This is a genomic window from Shinella zoogloeoides, from assembly GCF_033705735.1.
Taxonomy (GTDB): domain Bacteria; phylum Pseudomonadota; class Alphaproteobacteria; order Rhizobiales; family Rhizobiaceae; genus Shinella; species Shinella zoogloeoides_A.
In genome coordinates this window covers 3,418,306-3,434,101 of the sequence record NZ_CP131130.1, presented here as the reverse complement: position 1 = coordinate 3,434,101, position 15,796 = coordinate 3,418,306, and the positions used below count along the sequence as shown (strand labels likewise).

At 67.4% G+C, this 15,796-nt stretch carries 18 protein-coding genes and 1 tRNA gene; 8 read left to right on the top strand and 11 right to left on the bottom strand.

Annotated elements, in window-relative coordinates:
• The first annotated feature begins 1 nt into the window (after window position 1).
• A complete protein-coding gene (deoA, locus tag ShzoTeo12_RS16930) occupies window positions 2–1,318 on the top strand; it encodes a thymidine phosphorylase (RefSeq protein WP_318910564.1) in 1,317 nt (438 codons plus the stop codon).
• Here the strand turns inward: deoA and ShzoTeo12_RS16925 are convergent.
• Together ShzoTeo12_RS16925 and ShzoTeo12_RS16920 are read right to left on the bottom strand one after the other, a co-directional pair.
• Window positions 1,308–1,841, bottom strand: a complete 534-nt coding sequence (locus tag ShzoTeo12_RS16925) for a TIGR02281 family clan AA aspartic protease (RefSeq protein WP_318910563.1) — start codon at window positions 1,839–1,841, stop codon at window positions 1,308–1,310. The genes deoA and ShzoTeo12_RS16925 overlap by 11 nt on opposite strands.
• Before the next feature lie 121 nt (window positions 1,842–1,962).
• Complete coding sequence (locus ShzoTeo12_RS16920) at window positions 1,963–2,628, bottom strand: GntR family transcriptional regulator (RefSeq protein ID WP_119257309.1); 666 nt, start codon at window positions 2,626–2,628, stop codon at window positions 1,963–1,965.
• A 186-nt stretch (window positions 2,629–2,814) separates the two neighbouring features.
• Between ShzoTeo12_RS16920 and ShzoTeo12_RS16915 the strand changes: the two genes are divergently transcribed.
• The 3 genes from ShzoTeo12_RS16915 to ShzoTeo12_RS16905 all read left to right on the top strand — a co-directional run bounded on the left by ShzoTeo12_RS16915 (window position 2,815) and on the right by ShzoTeo12_RS16905 (window position 5,997).
• Complete coding sequence (locus tag ShzoTeo12_RS16915; protein WP_318910562.1) at window positions 2,815–3,846, top strand: trans-3-hydroxy-L-proline dehydratase; 1,032 nt, start codon at window positions 2,815–2,817, stop codon at window positions 3,844–3,846.
• 199 nt (window positions 3,847–4,045) lie between these two features.
• Complete coding sequence (locus ShzoTeo12_RS16910) at window positions 4,046–4,723, top strand: FadR/GntR family transcriptional regulator (RefSeq protein ID WP_318910561.1); 678 nt, start codon at window positions 4,046–4,048, stop codon at window positions 4,721–4,723.
• Window positions 4,720–5,997, top strand: coding sequence for a CynX/NimT family MFS transporter (locus tag ShzoTeo12_RS16905; RefSeq protein WP_119257306.1), 1,278 nt, complete (start codon window positions 4,720–4,722; stop codon window positions 5,995–5,997). The genes ShzoTeo12_RS16910 and ShzoTeo12_RS16905 overlap by 4 nt, the downstream gene beginning before the upstream one ends.
• On the opposite strand, the gene ShzoTeo12_RS16900 is transcribed toward ShzoTeo12_RS16905, so the two are convergent.
• From ShzoTeo12_RS16900 to ShzoTeo12_RS16885, 4 genes are all read right to left on the bottom strand, one after another.
• Window positions 5,961–6,665: a 5-formyltetrahydrofolate cyclo-ligase gene (locus ShzoTeo12_RS16900; protein ID WP_318910560.1), complete on the bottom strand. Its 705-nt coding sequence runs from the start codon at window positions 6,663–6,665 to the stop codon at window positions 5,961–5,963. The two genes, ShzoTeo12_RS16905 and ShzoTeo12_RS16900, sit on opposite strands and share 37 nt — an antisense overlap.
• A gap of 11 nt (window positions 6,666–6,676) precedes the next feature.
• Window positions 6,677–7,843 carry a cystathionine gamma-synthase gene (metB, locus tag ShzoTeo12_RS16895; RefSeq protein WP_318910559.1) on the bottom strand — a complete coding sequence of 389 codons (1,167 nt, stop codon included), beginning with the start codon at window positions 7,841–7,843 and terminating at the stop codon, window positions 6,677–6,679.
• Window positions 7,844–7,950: 107 nt separating this feature from the next.
• Entirely contained in the window at window positions 7,951–8,298 is a 348-nt protein-coding gene (locus tag ShzoTeo12_RS16890) for a DUF488 domain-containing protein (RefSeq protein WP_318910557.1), read from the bottom strand.
• A gap of 2 nt (window positions 8,299–8,300) precedes the next feature.
• Complete coding sequence (locus ShzoTeo12_RS16885) at window positions 8,301–8,903, bottom strand: carbonic anhydrase (protein ID WP_318910556.1); 603 nt, start codon at window positions 8,901–8,903, stop codon at window positions 8,301–8,303.
• A gap of 335 nt (window positions 8,904–9,238) precedes the next feature.
• On the opposite strand from ShzoTeo12_RS16885, the gene rnk reads away from it, so the two are divergent.
• Both rnk and ShzoTeo12_RS16875 read left to right on the top strand, forming a co-directional pair.
• On the top strand, window positions 9,239–9,664 hold the full coding sequence (rnk, locus tag ShzoTeo12_RS16880; RefSeq protein ID WP_119257301.1) for a nucleoside diphosphate kinase regulator: 426 nt from the start codon (window positions 9,239–9,241) through the stop codon (window positions 9,662–9,664).
• 154 nt (window positions 9,665–9,818) lie between these two features.
• Window positions 9,819–10,343 (top strand): hypothetical protein, encoded by a 525-nt coding sequence (locus ShzoTeo12_RS16875; protein ID WP_318910554.1) that lies wholly within the window; start codon window positions 9,819–9,821, stop codon window positions 10,341–10,343.
• A gap of 79 nt (window positions 10,344–10,422) precedes the next feature.
• On the opposite strand, the gene gdhA is transcribed toward ShzoTeo12_RS16875, so the two are convergent.
• Together gdhA and ShzoTeo12_RS16865 are read right to left on the bottom strand one after the other, a co-directional pair.
• Window positions 10,423–11,775 carry an NADP-specific glutamate dehydrogenase gene (gene gdhA, locus ShzoTeo12_RS16870; protein ID WP_318910552.1) on the bottom strand — a complete coding sequence of 451 codons (1,353 nt, stop codon included), beginning with the start codon at window positions 11,773–11,775 and terminating at the stop codon, window positions 10,423–10,425.
• A 90-nt stretch (window positions 11,776–11,865) separates the two neighbouring features.
• The gene (locus tag ShzoTeo12_RS16865; protein WP_245424849.1) at window positions 11,866–13,008 is read right to left on the bottom strand and encodes an HPP family protein; all 1,143 of its coding nucleotides are present in this window, start codon (window positions 13,006–13,008) and stop codon (window positions 11,866–11,868) included.
• 1 nt (window position 13,009) lies between these two features.
• On the opposite strand from ShzoTeo12_RS16865, the gene ShzoTeo12_RS16860 reads away from it, so the two are divergent.
• Entirely contained in the window at window positions 13,010–13,171 is a 162-nt protein-coding gene (locus ShzoTeo12_RS16860) for a hypothetical protein (protein ID WP_162911416.1), read from the top strand.
• A 29-nt stretch (window positions 13,172–13,200) separates the two neighbouring features.
• Here the strand turns inward: ShzoTeo12_RS16860 and ShzoTeo12_RS16855 are convergent.
• Together ShzoTeo12_RS16855 and ShzoTeo12_RS16850 are read right to left on the bottom strand one after the other, a co-directional pair.
• Window positions 13,201–13,287, bottom strand: a tRNA-Leu gene (locus ShzoTeo12_RS16855).
• A gap of 91 nt (window positions 13,288–13,378) precedes the next feature.
• Entirely contained in the window at window positions 13,379–14,809 is a 1,431-nt protein-coding gene (locus tag ShzoTeo12_RS16850) for a phosphomannomutase (protein ID WP_318910551.1), read from the bottom strand.
• Window positions 14,810–14,956: 147 nt separating this feature from the next.
• Between ShzoTeo12_RS16850 and ShzoTeo12_RS16845 the strand changes: the two genes are divergently transcribed.
• Complete coding sequence (locus tag ShzoTeo12_RS16845; RefSeq protein ID WP_119257297.1) at window positions 14,957–15,343, top strand: BA14K family protein; 387 nt, start codon at window positions 14,957–14,959, stop codon at window positions 15,341–15,343.
• A 56-nt stretch (window positions 15,344–15,399) separates the two neighbouring features.
• Here the strand turns inward: ShzoTeo12_RS16845 and ShzoTeo12_RS16840 are convergent, their stop codons facing one another.
• Window positions 15,400–15,699, bottom strand: coding sequence for a SelT/SelW/SelH family protein (locus tag ShzoTeo12_RS16840; RefSeq protein WP_318910549.1), 300 nt, complete (start codon window positions 15,697–15,699; stop codon window positions 15,400–15,402).
• Window positions 15,700–15,796 lie beyond the last annotated feature (97 nt).

Genomic DNA, 15,796 nt, shown 5'->3' with positions numbered 1-15,796 from the left:
GATGCTGCCGCAGGAGACGATCCGCCGCAAACGCAACGGCGAGCCGCTCTCCCGCGAGGAGATCGCCGGCTTCGTCGCAGGCATCACGGATGGCAGCGTCTCCGAGGGGCAGGTCGCGGCCTTCGCCATGGCGGTCTGGTTCAAGGGCATGGCGCGCGAGGAGACCGTGTCGCTGACGCTTGCGATGCGCGATTCGGGCGACGTGCTCGACTGGTCCGGCATCGACCGGCCGATTGCCGACAAGCATTCCACCGGCGGCGTCGGCGACAATGTCTCGCTGATGCTGGCGCCCATCGCGGCGGCCTGCGGCCTTGCCGTGCCGATGATCTCCGGCCGCGGCCTCGGCCATACCGGCGGCACGCTCGACAAGCTGGAATCGATCCCCGGCTACACGATCATGCCGACCGCCGAGCGCTTCCGCCGCACGGTGAAGGATATCGGCTGCGCGATCATCGGCCAGACGGCGGCGCTCGCGCCGGCCGACAAGCGCATCTATGCCATCCGCGACGTGACGGCGACGGTCGATTCCGTGCCGCTGATCACCGCCTCCATCCTTTCCAAGAAGCTCGCGGCGGGTCTCCAGTCGCTGGTTCTCGACGTCAAGGTCGGCAACGGCGCCTTCATGACGGATGCGGCGGAGGCAGAGACGCTCGCCCGCTCGCTGGTCGAGGTGGCGAACGGCGCCGGCGTCAGGACCGCCGCGCTTATCACCGACATGAACCAGCCGCTGGCGGATGCCGCCGGCAATGCGGTGGAGATCGCCAATTGCATCGCCTTTCTCAAGGGCGGGAAGGCCGGGACAAGGCTGGAGCGCGTCGTCCTCGCCTTCGCCGCGGAAATGCTGGTGCTCTCGGGACTGGAGACGGACCTTGCCACCGCAGAGGGGAAGGCGGCCGGAGCGCTCGCAAGCGGCGCGGCGGCGGAAACCTTCGGCCGAATGGTGCACGCGCTGGGCGGGCCGGCCGATATCATGGAAAGACCGGACGCCCACCTGGCGTCGGCCCCGGTCATCCGCCCTGTCGTCGTCGCCGCGCAAGCCGGCTATCTTTCCGCCTGCGATACGCGCGGCATCGGCCTTGCCGTCATCGAGCTCGGCGGCGGGCGTAGCCGGCCCGACGACGCGGTCGACCACCGCGTCGGCTTCGACCGGCTACGCCCGCTCGGAACGAAGGTGGAAAAGGGTGAGGAGATCGGCCGCGTCCATGCGGCGAGCGCGGCCGATGCGGCCCGGGCCGCCGAACGGCTTGCCGGCCTCTATCGGATCACGCCGGACGCCCCGGCGGCACTGCCCGAAATACGCACGCGCATCAGCGCGTGAGGTGCAGCCGGCCGTCCTCGACCTTGTAGGAGGCGAGGCCCTTCAGGAAGCTCATGCCGATCAGCGTGCCGGAGAGCGCCTTGTCGTCCAGCACCATCGCGCCGACATTCTCGATCCTCACCGGGCCGATCTCGATCCGGTCGAGGCGGACATAGGCGGCGCGCGCCTTGCCGTTGGCGGTTTCCACGGCATAGCGGAAATCGAGATTCGCCTTGTCGATGCCGATACGCTGGGCCGTCGAGACATTGAGGGCGACCATGCTGGCGCCCGTATCGACCATGCCCTCTTCCTTGCGACCGTTGATGGAGAACAGGCCGGTGAAATGGCCGTTCGCATCGGCGCCGATCACCGCGCTGCGGTTGCCGGTGTAGCGCGCCGCGTCGGCCGCCGGCACGGATGCCTTCTCGACCTGCGCCGGCGAAGCGGTTGCGCTCTGGTCGAGATAGCGGGTCGCAAGACCGGGCACGAAGGTGGCGGCGGCGATGGCCGAACCGACGAGAAGTACGAGGCTGCGAACGAACATGGGACGGTCTCCGGAAGGATCTGTCCCGAAATAGCACGCCACCGGCTAACGGGCGGCAAAAGGCGCGCCAAAGGGCGCCCCTCTCCACGATCTTTCGCCGGCTTGGTAAACGACTGGTTAATCAGCCACGCTGCTCGCGCAGGAAGGTCATCAGCGATTTTCCGGCATCGAGGATGTGGTCCCGCGTCAGGCGCGAGGCGAGATCGGCATCGCCCTTCCCGCAGGCGGCGAGGATCGCCTCATGCTCGCGGCCGGCACGAGGCACGCCGTTGGTGAAGGTGAGCTGGGCGCGCAGGTAGCGGTCGATGCGGTCGAGCGAGGAGCGCACGTTCTGCAGATAATAGGGGCGCTGCGAAGCTTCGTAGAGCGTGTAGTGGAAAAGCCGGTTGATCTCGCCCCAGCGGTGCGGGTCCGTTTCCCGGTCGAACTCGCTGCAATATTGCGCAGCCTTCTCCAGCGTTTCCCGGTCGAGATTAGGCACGGCGAGGCGCATGACCTCGGCCTCGATCAGCGCGCGGAACTCGAAGATCTCGGCGATCTCCTCGATGGAGAGACCGGCGACGACGGCGCCCTTGTAGCGCTGGGTGGTGATGAGGCCGTGCTGCTCCAGCCGGGACAGCGCCTCGCGCACGGGAATGCGGCTGGTGTTGAACATCCGCGCAAGCTCTTCCTGGCGCAGGCTCTCGCCCTCGACAATCTCCCCCTCGATGATCGCCCTGCGCAGGGCCTCGTAGACGATGTCGGCGGCCGAAGCGGCCTGCCGGACATCGACGGCAGAAAATTTCATCACATCCCACCCCGATGAATTGAGGTTACGGTCATAGGTCGAAACCGGAAACGGAGCAACAGAACGGCTTTGTTCCGCAGCCGGCAGAAACCGCATTGTACATTGGATCCAATTTTTCTATGAAGGAGCGAATGCGCCGCAGGCACCCCTCCCGGCGCGCAACAACCGCGAACCGGAGAGAATGCCATGCGCAGCAGCAAGGTCATCCATATCGTTTCCTGCCACGCCGAGGGCGAGGTGGGCGACGTCATCGTCGGCGGCGTCGCCCCGCCGCCCGGCAAGACGCTGTGGGAGCAGCGCAAGTTCATCGCCGAGGACAAGACCCTGCGCAACTTCGTGCTGAACGAGCCGCGCGGCGGCGTCTTCCGCCACATCAACCTCCTCGTGCCGCCGAAGGACCCGCGCGCCACGATGGGCTTCATCATCATGGAGCCGGAGGACACGCCGCCGATGTCCGGCTCCAACTCGATCTGCGTTTCCACCGTGCTGCTCGACAGCGGTATCGTGCCGATGGTCGAGCCGGAGACCCATATGGTGCTGGAAGCGCCGGGCGGGCTCGTCAATGTCGTCGCCGCCTGCCGCAACGGCAAGGCCGAGCGCATCACCGTCACGAACGTGCCGTCCTTTGCCGACAAGCTGGATGCGAAGCTGGAAGTGGAAGGCCTCGGCACGCTCACCGTGGACACCGCCTATGGCGGCGACAGCTTCGTCTTCGCCGATGCGCGTGCGCTCGGCTTTGCCGTGACGCCGGACGAGGCGCGGGAACTGGCCGAAACCGGCATCCGCATCACCAAGGCCGCCAACGAGCAGCTCGGCTTCACCCATCCGGAAAACCCGGAATGGAACCACATCTCCTTCTGCCAACTCACGCTGCCGGTGGAAGAGCGCGACGGCGCGCTGCATGGCCGCAACACGGTGGTCATCCAGCCGGCCAAGCTCGACCGCTCGCCCACCGGCACCGGCTGCTCGGCCCGTATGGCGCTGCTGCATGCCCGCGGCCAGATCAAGGTCGGCCAGTCCTTCTCCGGCTATTCGATCATCGATTCGCGCTTCGACTGCCGCATCGTCGGCGAGACCACCGTCGGCGGCCGCCCGGCCATCGTGCCGGAAATCTCCGGCCACGCCTGGATCACCGGCACCAGCCAGGTGATGCTCGATCCCGACGATCCGTGGCCTGCCGGCTACCGCCTCGCCGACACCTGGCCGCGCAAGCAGTAACGGCCGATGCGGCCGGCCGGAAAATAAATCCGGCGCGGCTTCTCCCGTCCAGGCCGGAGCTACCCCCTATGGAGTCCGGCATTGTCCCCTCCCTTTCTCCCCCGCAGGGAGAAGGAAACGTCGGAGCCAGCAGAATGGCTTTGACCTTTCCGCACAATCGCGATAATCACCAAGTCATCTGATGACTTGGTGATTATCCATGCAATCCCTCAACAAGACCAATCTCGCCGACACGGCGGCCGAGGCGATCCGCGCCGAAATCCTCGGCAGCCGCTGGGCCGTCGGCGACAAGCTGCCGAACGAGGCGACGCTTTCGGCGATGCTCTCCGTCAGCCGCAGCACCGTGCGCGAGGCGGTGCGTGTCCTCGTTTCGCAGGGCATTCTGGAGACGCGGCAGGGCTCCGGCACCTATGTGCTGTCCGCCGCCGACACGACGCGCCCGCTCGCCATGGCGCGCCATGCCGGGCTTCGCGACCAGTTCGAGGCGCGGCTGGCGCTCGATGCGGAAGCGGCGCGGCTTGCCGCGCTTCGCCGCACGCCGGCCGTCGTCGCTCACCTGCGCACCCTCCTTGCCGCGCGCGGCAATTCCGACGGCGGTGACAGGGCGGGTTTCATCGCCCGCGACCTTGCCTTCCACCAGGCCGTGATCGCCGCCTCGCAGAATGCGGTGCTGATCGGCATGTACGACTTCTTCTCCACGCTGCTCGCCGAAACCATCGAGGCGAGCCTTGGCGAAGACCTGCCCGAACCCGACATGGCGGCGCATGCCGCCATCATCGACGCCATCGAAAGCGGCAATCCGGACGCGGCGGATGCCGCCGTGCGCCGCTTCATGGCTCCCATCCTTTCATCTCTCGACCGGTTGCTGCTTTCATGACCCATCCCCTCCCCGACGATCCCGGCTCCATCGACCTGATCGACGCCGAAGCCGACAGCGTGCCCGCACCCGAGCCGCACCGTCCGCCAAGTTCGGCGGCGCGCTTCCTGCTCGGCGCCAGCCTCGTGTTGATCGCCTTCAACCTGCGGCCGGTCTTTTCCAGCGCCTCGGCGCTGCTGCCGGAGATCCGCGACGTGCTCGGCCTTTCGCCGACCGGCGCCAGCCTGCTGACGACGCTGCCCGTGGTCTGCCTCGGCCTGTTCTCGCCGCTCGCCCCGCGCCTTGCCCAGCGCTACGGCACCGAGCGCACCCTGCTCGGCGTCGTCGTCATCCTCGCGCTCGGCACGGCGCTGCGCGGCCTTTCCTCCATTCCGCTGCTGTTTCTCGGCACGGCGCTGGCCGGCGGCTGCATCGCCGTCGGCAACGTGCTGCTGCCCGGCCTCGTCAAGCGCGACTTCCCGGACCGGGCGGCGCTGATGACCGGCTGCTACACGATGGCGCTCTGCGCGGGCGCGGCAAGCGCCGCCGGCCTGACGCTGCCCGTCGAACACGCGCTCGGCGGCTCGCTCGACGGGGCACTGGCGATCTGGGCGCTGCCGGCGCTGCTGGTGGCGCTGCTCTGGCTGCCGCAGGTCCTTGCCAGCCGCCGGCAGGTCAAGCGCACCGGCTTCCGGGTAGAGGGCCTGTGGCGCGACCGGCTCGCCTGGCACGTCACGCTCTTCATGGGCCTGCAATCGGCGCTCGCCTATTGCGTCTTCGGCTGGCTGGTGCCGATCCTGCGCGAACGGGGGCTGGACGGCGTGACCGCCGGGGCCATCGTCTCCGTCTCCGTCATGGTGCAGGCGGCCTCCTGCCTCGTCGCGCCGCATCTTGCCGTGCGCGGCAAGGACCAGCGGCTGATCAACGTCACGCTCTGCGGCTTCGCGGTCGTCGCGCTTCTCGGCCTGCTCTTCGCGCCGCTTTCCACCGTCTGGTTCTGGGCCGTGCTGCAGGGCATCGGCCAGGGCGGGCTGATCGCGGTGGCGATGACCGTCATCGTACTGCGCACGCGCGATTCGCACATGGCGGCGCATCTTTCCGGCATGGCGCAGTGCGTCGGCTACCTGCTTGCCGCCATCGGCCCGTTGATCGTCGGCCTCATCCGTGGCTGGACGGGCAGTTTCGGCTGGAGCGCGGTGCTCATCGTGCTGCTCGGCATCGGCGCGGCGATCAACGGCTGGTTCGCCGGGCGGGCGCTCTACGTCAATGCCCGCACGGTGGAAACGTCCGCCTGAGGGCGGACGGCGCCCGCTTCGGTGACGATCAGGTCCATCGGGATGTCGTGCATCTGCGGATAGATCGTCGGGACTCTCGCCGCGCTGTAGCCGACGCCGATGACGCGCGGGCGGGCCGGAAGGGAAGCGAGCGTGCGATCAAAGAAGCCGCCGCCATAGCCGAGCCGGTAGCAGGTGGGGTCAAAGCCGACCACGGGGGCGATCACGACATCCGGCATGCAGGGCCGCTGCTCCGCCGGGATGGGAATATTCCAGACGCCGCGTGCCAAAGCCTCGCCGGCCTGCCAGAGATGGAACGCCAACGGCCGGCCCTTTTCGACCACGACGGGCAGGGCGGTGCGCCCGCCGCGGCGGGCGATCTCTTCCATGAAGGGGCGAAGGTCCGGCTCACCGCGAAACGGCCAGTAGGCGCTGACGATGCGTCCCTCGACATCGCCGATTTCCGCGAGCACCCCGGCGGCGATGGCCTCTGTCCAGCCGGCCCGCGTCTCGGCGGGCACCTCGAGGCGCGCGGCGATCAGCCGTTCCCGCTCGGCCTTGCGCCAGCGGTTGACGTCCGTCCAGGCCTGCAGGTCGAGCGGTCCCGGCAGGCCGGAATAGGCCGGGTCGACCTCGTGCAGGAAACAGGCCGGGGATGCAAAGCTGCCGGGCGTATCGTCATCGGCCATCGCGCCTCTCCTCAGCAGGCCGAAAGGCCCGCCTCGAGCCCGGCCAGAAGATCATCGACATGTTCGAGCCCGACGGAAAGCCGGAGCAGCCCGTCGCCTATACCGGCCCGGGCCCGGGCGTCAGCGCCCATGTCGACATGGGTCATGGTCGCCGGATGCGCCACGAGGCTTTCGACCCCGCCGAGCGATTCGGCCAGCGTGAAGACCCGGACCGCCCGCACGAAGCGCCGCACCGCCGGCTCGCCGCCGGCAAGCTCGAAGCTCATCATGGCACCGAAACCCTGCTGCTGTCTTGCGGCAAGCGCGTGATCGGGGTGATCGGCAAGGCCGGGATAGTGCACGCGGGCGACGGCGGGATGGGCGACGAGCCGTTCGGCGATCGCCATCGCGTTTCTCTCCTGCCCCGCCATGCGGGCGAAAAGCGTGCGAAGGCCGCGCAGGGTCAGCCAGGAATCGAAGGGCGCGGCGATGGCCCCGGTGACATTGGCCCAGTGGCGCAGCGCCCGGGCCTCCTCGGCATCCGCAGCGATCACCGCGCCGGCGATGACGTCGGAATGGCCGTTGAGGAACTTCGTCGTCGAATGCAGCACATAATCCGCGCCGAGCGACAGCGGCTTTTGCAGGGCCGGCGACAGGAAGGTGTTGTCGACCGCGACGCGCGCGCCCGCGGCCTTGGCAAAGGCGGAAAGGGCCGCGATATCCACGACGCGCATCAGCGGATTGCTCGGCGTCTCGATCAGCACCAGCGCCGGATGGTCCCAGAGCCGCGTCTTGAAGGCTTCCATGTCCGACTGGTCGACCAGCCGCAGCCGGATCTGGCCGAGCTCAGCACGCGCCTTCAGGAGCCGCATCGTGCCGCCATAGCAATCGTGCGGCGCAAGGACGAGGCTGCCGACGGGAAGCCGGCCGATGAGAAGATCGACGGCGGCCATGCCGCTCGGCGTCAGCACCGCGCCTGCGCCGCCTTCCAGCTTGGTGATCGCCTCGGCCAGCAGATCGCGCGTCGGATTGCCGACGCGGCCGTAATCATAGGCGCGCGGCGTGTCGAAATCGGCGAACTGGTAGGTGCTGGAAAGATAGAGCGGCGGCGCGATCGCGCCGAAGGCGGTATCGCTCGCAACGCCATGCGCCGCGGCAACGGTTTCCGGTTGAACTTCGACTGCCGTTCGCTCGGACATCGATGCTGCTCCTCATGTTGAAGGAGAAAAATGGCGGCGATGCCGACCCCTGACAAATGAATTTTATTGCCGTTTGACCGCAAGAAAATTGCAGTCAAGCGCATACGTCACGGATTTTCCCTCAGGAAGTCGGCAAGCACGGCCGCGTGGTTGAATTCGCGGTTGCGCGAGCCGTAGAGCAGCGTGACGGGGCCGGCTGCGACATGTTCGCGCAGGGCCGCCACCGCCGGATTATCGGCAAGCTCCTCGCGGTAGCGCTTCTGGAATTCGGCCCAGCGTTCCGGCCTGTGGTCGAACCACTTGCGCAAGGCGGGCGTCGGCGCGACGTCCTTCATCCACTCGTCGAACGCCGCCTTCTCCCTGGAAAGGCCGCGCGGCCAGAGCCGGTCGACCAAGATGCGCTCACCGTCATCGGGGCCGGGCTCGTCATAGACGCGCTTGATGTGCAGGAACATGGCTAACCGCCCTTTCCGCCGCGCACCGTGCACTGAAGGTCGGAAAGCAGCCCGTCCTTCAGGCCGTAGACCCAGCCGTGAATGGATACGTCCCGCCCGGCCTGCCACGCCGCCTGGAGGGTCGGCGTGCGGGCGAGGCGCTCGACCTGCGCGGCGACCGAGGCCTCGCAGAGCCGGTCGAGGTCGGCATCGCTCCAGCTTCCGCATTCCCGGCATTCGAAGCGCCGGTCCGCCACGTCGCGCACCGGCTGGAGCCAATGGTCGATCAGCCCGAAGCGCTCGCCGCTGACCGCCGCGCGGATGCCGCCGCAGCCATAGTGCCCGCAGATGATGATGTGCTTCACGCCGAGCTGGTGCACGGCATATTCGACCACCGACAGCATGTTGAGGTCGGCGGGATGGATGAGGTTGGCGACATTGCGATGCACGAAGACCTCGCCCGGCTCCAGCCCGGCGATCACATTGGCCGGCACGCGGCTGTCTGAACAGCCGATCCAGAGATATTCCGGCTGCTGCAGGTTGGAGAGGCGGTCGAAATAGTCGGCCCGCTCCGCCTTGCGCTCGGCGCACCACGCTCTGTTCCTGACGAAAAGGTCCTCGATCATGCTCTGCCTTTCTTTCGGGGGGATCGGCCGCGATCTTTCGCCCATAGCTGGCTTCTGTCAAACCGGCAGGGCGTCGCAGGGGCGGCGCTTGACTTGCCCCTGCCCTCACCCCATCATAAGGGCATGATGACGACGCACGACCTCGCCCGATTTCTGAAACGGTTGTTTCCTCTCGCAGGATACTAGCCCCTCGGCTTGGTCGCGTCGCGCCCCGGCCGTGGGGCGATAGCGGTTCCGTGATTTTCGAGAACCGCGCCGAAATAGCGCGACATCATTTTCCAGTTTTCTTCACTCCTGCGAGCCCTCCGGGCCGCACGGACCCGTGCGAGGCCACCATGACCGCCACCAAGACCAAGGGCCGCCGGCCCTCCATCACCATCGCCCGTTCCGAGCACGCGCGTCTTTCCAACCTCGCCGACATGCTGGCCGAGCGCGATCCGCACGCTGCCGAGCAGCTTGCCGCCGAGCTCGACCGGGCGAAGGTCGTAGACGACGCCCGCATGGCGCCGGGCGTCATGCGCATCGGCTCGACCGCCGAATTCCAGATCGACGACGAGGCGCCGCAGACCGCCGAGCTCGTCTTCCCGAAGGATGCCGACATTTCGCGCCAGCGTATTTCCGTGCTGACGCCGGTCGGCGCCGCCCTTCTCGGCCTTTCCGCCGGTCAGTCCATCGAATGGGCCGCCCGGGACGGGCGCGTGCGCCGTCTCAATGTCATCGCCGTCCATGCCGGCGCGCCGGACACGGCCCGCGCCTCGTAAGGCCCTTCGCCATGAAGTTCCTGTCCTTTTCCCAGTCCGGGCGCATCGGAGGTTGCCTCGTCGCAGGATCGTGACCCCCTGCGCCGCATGCGCGGCCAGGGGGCGTCTCCACCATGAAAGAGGACACCCCGCACAAACGCGGGCAGGATGGAGAATGACGATGGGACGGGATCCCGGATTGCTCACGGCGCGGGACGGCTATGTGCTGGAAAAGCTGCTGCACGACCGGCCGCCGCTGACGGACGAATGGTTCAGGCTGCTGAAGCGCAAGCTTTCGCTGGGACGCCTGCCGCTGGATGCCCCGCTGCCGGCGGGGCTTGCGACGGTCGATGCGCGCATCACCTTCCGCTGCGCCAGCGGGCTGACCGACAGCCGCACGCTCTGCCTGCCGCGCGTCTATGCGCCGGGCAGCGCCTTCCTGCCCGTCACCACCTTCTACGGCCTTGCCCTCCTCGGGCTACGCGAGGGCGAAACGATCCATTTCGACCGGCCGGAAGAGCGGCGCGACTGGCTGGTGCTGGAAAAGGTGCACTATCAGCCGGCCGCCGCGGAGATACCCGACCTTACGCCCGACGCCCGGCCGGCGTTCCGGCTCGTTGCGGGCGGGCTTGCGGGGCGAGGCTTCGTCGCCGCCAACGAAAACGGCCCCGGACCGGGTCCGGGGCCGTCGGCTGCATGAGGCCGGAAGGCCAGAGCATTTCCAGCAAAAGTGCGAAGCGTTTTCGCGATTCGGAGAAACGCGAAAACGCTTCGGGCGATCAGATGACGCCCTGGGCGCGCATGGCTTCGGCCACGCGGGTGAAGCCGGCAATGTTGGCGCCGAGCACGTAGTTGCCCTTGGCGCCGTATTCCTCGGCCGTCGCCGCGCAACGGTTGTGGATGCCTTCCATGATCTGCCCGAGACGCGCGCGCGCGGTCTCGAAGCTCCAGCTGTCGCGGCTGGCGTTCTGCTGCATTTCCAGCGCCGAGGTTGCGACGCCGCCGGCATTGGCCGCCTTGCCGGGGCCGAAGAGCACACCCGTCTCCTGGAAGGCGCGCACGGCGTCCGGGGTCGAAGGCATGTTGGCGCCCTCGGCGACGGCGATCACGCCGTTCTTGATCAGCGTGCGGGCATCCTTGCCGGACAGCTCGTTCTGCGTGGCGCAGGGCAGCGCGACGTCGCAGGGCACGTCCCAGATCGAGCCCTTGCCGGTCGGGATGAAATGCGAGCCCTTCTTGACGCGGGCATATTCCGACATGCGCTCGCGGCGCACTTCCTTGATGTCCTTGACGAGATCGAGGTCGATGCCTTCCTCGTCGACGATGTAGCCGCTGCTGTCCGAGCAGGCGACGACCCTGGCGCCATAGGCGATGGCCTGTTCCATGGCGTAGATCGCGACATTGCCCGAACCGGAGACGGTGACGCGCTTGCCGGAGAAGTCGGTGCCCTTGGTGGAGAGCATGGCCTGGGTGAAGTAGACCGCGCCGTAGCCGGTCGCCTCCTTGCGCACCAGCGAGCCGCCGTAGCTGAGGCCCTTGCCGGTGAAGACGCCGGCTTCGAAGCGGTTGGTGAGGCGCTTGTACTGGCCGAACATCCAGCCGATTTCGCGGCCGCTGACGCCGATGTCGCCGGCCGGCACGTCCGTGTGCTCGCCGAGATGGCGGTGCAGCTCGGTCATGAAGGACTGGCAGAAGCGCATGATCTCGAGGTCGGACTTGCCCTTCGGATCGAAGTCCGAGCCGCCCTTGCCGCCACCGATCGGCAGGCCCGTCAGCGCATTCTTGAAGATCTGCTCGAAACCGAGGAACTTGATGATGCCGAGATTGACGGAGGGGTGGAAGCGAAGGCCGCCCTTATAGGGGCCGAGCGCCGAATTGAACTGCACGCGGAAACCGCGGTTGATCTGCACCTGGCCCTTGTCGTCGATCCACGGCACGCGGAAGATGATCTGGCGCTCCGGCTCGCAGATGCGCTCGATCAGCGCGTCCGTCAGGTAGCCGGGGTGCTTGGAGACGACCTGGCCGAGGCTTTCCAGCACTTCGCGCACCGCCTGGTGGAATTCCGGTTCCGCCGGGTTGCGCTGCAGCACCTGGGCAAGGATGGGTTCAAGCTTCTCGTCGACAGTCGCCATGGCGACACTCCTTTCGTCTCTCTCGGTCTTACATTTTCTGAATGGCGCCGCCGCTCTGCCGTGCGGCGGGATGACATCGTGCGGGCATTTTCAGATCCCCTGTCCATGGCCGCCCATCAGGGCGGGCGAGCCGGTCTGGGAAAGGCTCTTTGCGAGCGTGGCCAGAAGATCGGTCTGGGAAATGATGCCGACGACGCGGCGCGCCTCGTCGATCACCACCACGGCGTGGATCATGCCGTCGGTGAGGCGCGGGATAAGGCCGATCGCCCGATCCGAGGGACTTGCCGTCGCGGCCTCGGACACCGGCAGATGGGCGGAGGGCACTATTGCGGCGAGTTCGCGCAGCCCCACCGTGCCGACCAGACGGCCGCCGTCGAGCACCGGCAGCGTGCGGATATCGTGATCGAGGAGGAGCGTGCGCGCCTCGTCGGCGGTGGCTCCCGCCTCGACCGTCACCACGTCGCGGGACATGATGTCGGCGCAGGTGAGCTCGCCGCGCTGGCGAAGCAGCGCCTGCAGCTCGACCTGCCGCAGCAGGGTGTCGAGGTCGGCGCGGCTGATGTCGAGCGTCTCGTTGAGGTTGGCGACGGCGGCGTCGATATCCTCGGTGTTGAAGCCGACGCGGAAGGCGGCCGGCGGGTCGGCCGTCTTGTGCGTATTGACGGGGGCGACCGTCTGGCGGTGCGGATACTGCCGTCCTGAAAGGCGATGGAACACGATGCCGAGGGCGACCAGCATCATCGAATTGAGGGCGACCGGCACCAGCGGGAACCAGAAACCGGCCCGGGTGACCGCCGCCCCGCCGATGACCGCGGTGAGCGCCGCCGCGCCGCCCGGCGGATGCAGCGAGCGGGTGAGCGACATGGCGAGGATCGCAAGCGCCACGGCAAGGCCGATGGCGATGGCCGGATCCTTGACGAGCGTCAGCACCGTCACGCCGACGAAAGCGGAAATCGTGTTGCCGCCGACGATGGACCAGGGCTGGGCCAGCGGACTTGCCGGCACCGCGAAGAGCAGCACGGCCGAGGCGCCGACGGGCGCGACGATCAGCGGCAGGTGGACATCGTTGCCCATGAAATAACCGCAGACGAGGCCGGTGAGGCAAATACCGATCAGGGCCCCGAGGCAGCCGATGAGGCGTTCCTTGAGCGTGGCGCCGGCGAGAATGGGACTGAACAGCCGGAATTTAGACAGAATGCCCGCTTTTCGGGCATCGTGTTGAGATTGGCCCACGATGATCCTGATGTCAGAAAGGCAGTTGATTATTTTCAAGGCTTATGTGCCGATCGCGCCCGTCACGCAAGGGCGCGAGGGGAAGATTCTGCTTTGCCGGAAAAGAAGCGGTGCGAGCCTGCCGCAGGGCAACAAAAAAGCCCGGCAAGGCCGGGCTTTTTGACATATTCCGGAAAATCCGGAACGGGAATTTGGTGCCCAGAAGAGGACTCGAACCTCCACACCCTTTCGAGTACCAGCACCTGAAGCTGGCGCGTCTACCAATTCCGCCATCTGGGCGACGGAGAGCCATGTAGAAGGCCCGCCCGCCGGTGTCAACAGGCTTTTTGAAGTTTTCGCAACAGCTTGGCGAAAAGCTTCGAAAAGCCGCTCAGCGGCTCATCGCCCATTCGCGGATGCGGGCAAGGCCGGCCTCCAGCAGGCGAGCGGCGGCGGTCTCGTCGGCGGCCTCCACGTAGCAGCGCATTTCCGGCGCATTGCCGGAGGGGCGGAAATGGATGACGCTTGCATCCTCCAGCGTCACGCGCAGCCCGTCGATGTCGCTCACCTTCCGGGGCACGCCGATGGGCGCCAGGAACGCAGCGAGCGGGCCGGCGCCCGACCGCAGCTCCGCCATCAGCGCGGCGCTCGTCTCGACCGGAAAATTCTCCAGCCGGTCGCTCGCGGCGGCCGGCAGCGCAAAGCCCACGGCGATCTGCGAGAGCGGGCGTTCTTCGGCCGCCCTCAGCGCCAGCACGGCGAGGATCGGCATCAGGCTGTCGCGGGTCGGCAGCGGCGCGAGCGTTTCGCCGTTCACCGTGAAGGGCGTCGCCGTCAGCGTTCCCCCATTGGCCTCGAACCCCGCAACGGCTTTCCCGCCCGCGGCGACCGCCTCGTTCATCGCGGCGATCACATAAGGCGAGCCGACCTTCGTGCGCAGCACCCTGCCGCCGACCGCGGCCTCGATGCCGGAATTGGAGGTAACGGGGGTCGCCACGACGCTTGCGCCGAGGAAGCGGCTGGCGATGAGGCCGACGAGGTCGCCGCGGATCGGCGCGCCGGTCTCGTCGGCGACGAGCGGCCGGTCGCCGTCGCCGTCGGCAGATACGATCGCATGCAGGCCATACTCCAGCGCCCACTGCTGCAGGAGCGCGACGGTCTCGGCGGAGACGGCCTCGGTATCCACCGGAATGAAGCTCTCCGACCGGCCGAGCGCGACGACATCCGCGCCGTAATAAGCGAGCACCGAGACGAAGAGATCGCGCGCTACCGTGGAATGCTGGTAGACGCCGACGCGAAGGCCGGAGAGGCTGCCCTCCGGCAGAAGCCTGCGGTTGCGCTCGCCATAGAGCGCCATGGCGGCCTCGTGGCGATCCTCCGCGCTTTCCTCAGCGGCGTCGAAGACCGTGCCTTCGGCGCGGATCGCCTCGGCGGCGGCGGTGATCGCCGCCTCGTCCGCCTTGTCGATCTCGCCGTCCGGCCGGTAGAACTTGATGCCATTGCGGTCGGCGGGAATGTGCGAGCCGGTCACCATCAGGCAGGCGGCCCGGCCTTGAAGGCCGAGCAAAGCCAGCGCCGGCGTCGGCAGCACGCCGCAATCGCGCGGAGCAAGGCCCGCCTTGCGCAGCGCGGCGATGGCGATGGCGGAAATGGCGAGGCTGGAGGCGCGAAAGTCGCGACCGACCAGGATCTCGTCGCCCGGCCGGGCAAGGCCCGCCGCCAGGAGATGGCGCGCGAAGGCCGTGGCGTAGAGCGCGCTCGCCGGCCCTTCCAGATCCACCGACAGGCCGCGCAGGCCACTGGTTCCGAATTTCAGGCTCATGCTGTCCTCACGCCTCTTGCGGATCGAAAATCCGGCGATACATCCCCTTCATGCGGGGCCGCGATCATGAATAAAACAAAATGCGTGAACGTAATACAAAACAGGGACGTGACCGGGAAATATCCCGCCAGAAACAGTGAGGATCACATGTCGAAGATTCGAAATCTCGTTTTCGGTTGCGCAATGGGCATCGCCTCCGCAATCGCGCCCATGGGGGCGGCCGAGGCCGCTCCGCTCGCCGTGCCGGCCATGAATGCACAGGCGCAGAACAACGTCACCGAGGCCCAGTTCTGCGTCGGCTATGGCTGCGGCTGGGAACGCCGCCCCTATTACCGGCGTCACCACTACCGGCCCTATTACGGCTATGAGCGGCGCTACTATCGCCCGCGCTACGAGCGCCCACGCTATTATGGCGGCGGGCGGAGCGCGCATGTGCGCTGGTGCCTCAACCGCTACCGCACCTATGACCCGGGCAGCAATCGCTACCATGCGGGCCGCGGCATCTACCGGGTGTGCTATTCGCCCTACCGGTAAGCCATGGGGCCAGATCGGCACCGATGAACGGCGGGCTCCGGCCCGCCGTTTTCGTTTCACGGATGGTCGCTGCCGGCGCGGTCGGTGTGCCCGAGATCGCGCTCCGGCTCGATGATGTCGCGCACGCGCTGCTTCAGCTCCTTCGGGCCGGGAAAGCCGCCGTCCCGCTTGCGCTCCCAGACGAGCGTCTCGCCGACATGAATCTCGAAATTGCCGCCGGTGCCGGGAATGAGCGCCACTTCGCCGAGCGAATCGGAGAAGGTCGACAGCAGCTCCTGGGCCATCCAGCCGGCGCGGAGCAACCAGTTGCACTGGGTGCAATACAATATGGAAACGCGCGGCTTCTGCCCGGACATGCCGATCTCCCTCTTCGATCCGCGCAGCATATAGCAGGAGGCCGCGCTTGGCACGCCGCGCGTGGCGGCCGCTCACGTAAATGTCACCTTAATTTAT

Bases quoted from the DNA above. Each gene is read 5' to 3' on its own strand.
- ShzoTeo12_RS16850 (WP_318910551.1), bottom strand. From the start codon at position 14,809: ATGAGCCTGAAATTCGGAACCAGTGGCCTGCGCGGCCTGTCGGTGGAT.
- ShzoTeo12_RS16905 (WP_119257306.1), top strand. From the start codon at position 4,720: ATGACCCATCCCCTCCCCGACGATCCCGGCTCCATCGACCTGATCGAC.
- ShzoTeo12_RS16890 (WP_318910557.1), bottom strand. From the start codon at position 8,298: ATGTTCCTGCACATCAAGCGCGTCTATGACGAGCCCGGCCCCGATGAC.
- ShzoTeo12_RS16900 (WP_318910560.1), bottom strand. From the start codon at position 6,665: ATGGCCGATGACGATACGCCCGGCAGCTTTGCATCCCCGGCCTGTTTC.
- ShzoTeo12_RS16860 (WP_162911416.1), top strand. From the start codon at position 13,010: ATGATCCTGATGTCAGAAAGGCAGTTGATTATTTTCAAGGCTTATGTG.
- ShzoTeo12_RS16920 (WP_119257309.1), bottom strand. From the start codon at position 2,628: ATGAAATTTTCTGCCGTCGATGTCCGGCAGGCCGCTTCGGCCGCCGAC.
- gdhA (WP_318910552.1), bottom strand. From the start codon at position 11,775: ATGGCGACTGTCGACGAGAAGCTTGAACCCATCCTTGCCCAGGTGCTG.
- ShzoTeo12_RS16915 (WP_318910562.1), top strand. From the start codon at position 2,815: ATGCGCAGCAGCAAGGTCATCCATATCGTTTCCTGCCACGCCGAGGGC.
- ShzoTeo12_RS16910 (WP_318910561.1), top strand. From the start codon at position 4,046: ATGCAATCCCTCAACAAGACCAATCTCGCCGACACGGCGGCCGAGGCG.
- ShzoTeo12_RS16875 (WP_318910554.1), top strand. From the start codon at position 9,819: ATGACGATGGGACGGGATCCCGGATTGCTCACGGCGCGGGACGGCTAT.
- deoA (WP_318910564.1), top strand. From the start codon at position 2: ATGCTGCCGCAGGAGACGATCCGCCGCAAACGCAACGGCGAGCCGCTC.
- ShzoTeo12_RS16925 (WP_318910563.1), bottom strand. From the start codon at position 1,841: ATGTTCGTTCGCAGCCTCGTACTTCTCGTCGGTTCGGCCATCGCCGCC.
- ShzoTeo12_RS16840 (WP_318910549.1), bottom strand. From the start codon at position 15,699: ATGTCCGGGCAGAAGCCGCGCGTTTCCATATTGTATTGCACCCAGTGC.
- rnk (WP_119257301.1), top strand. From the start codon at position 9,239: ATGACCGCCACCAAGACCAAGGGCCGCCGGCCCTCCATCACCATCGCC.
- metB (WP_318910559.1), bottom strand. From the start codon at position 7,843: ATGTCCGAGCGAACGGCAGTCGAAGTTCAACCGGAAACCGTTGCCGCG.
- ShzoTeo12_RS16845 (WP_119257297.1), top strand. From the start codon at position 14,957: ATGTCGAAGATTCGAAATCTCGTTTTCGGTTGCGCAATGGGCATCGCC.
- ShzoTeo12_RS16885 (WP_318910556.1), bottom strand. From the start codon at position 8,903: ATGATCGAGGACCTTTTCGTCAGGAACAGAGCGTGGTGCGCCGAGCGC.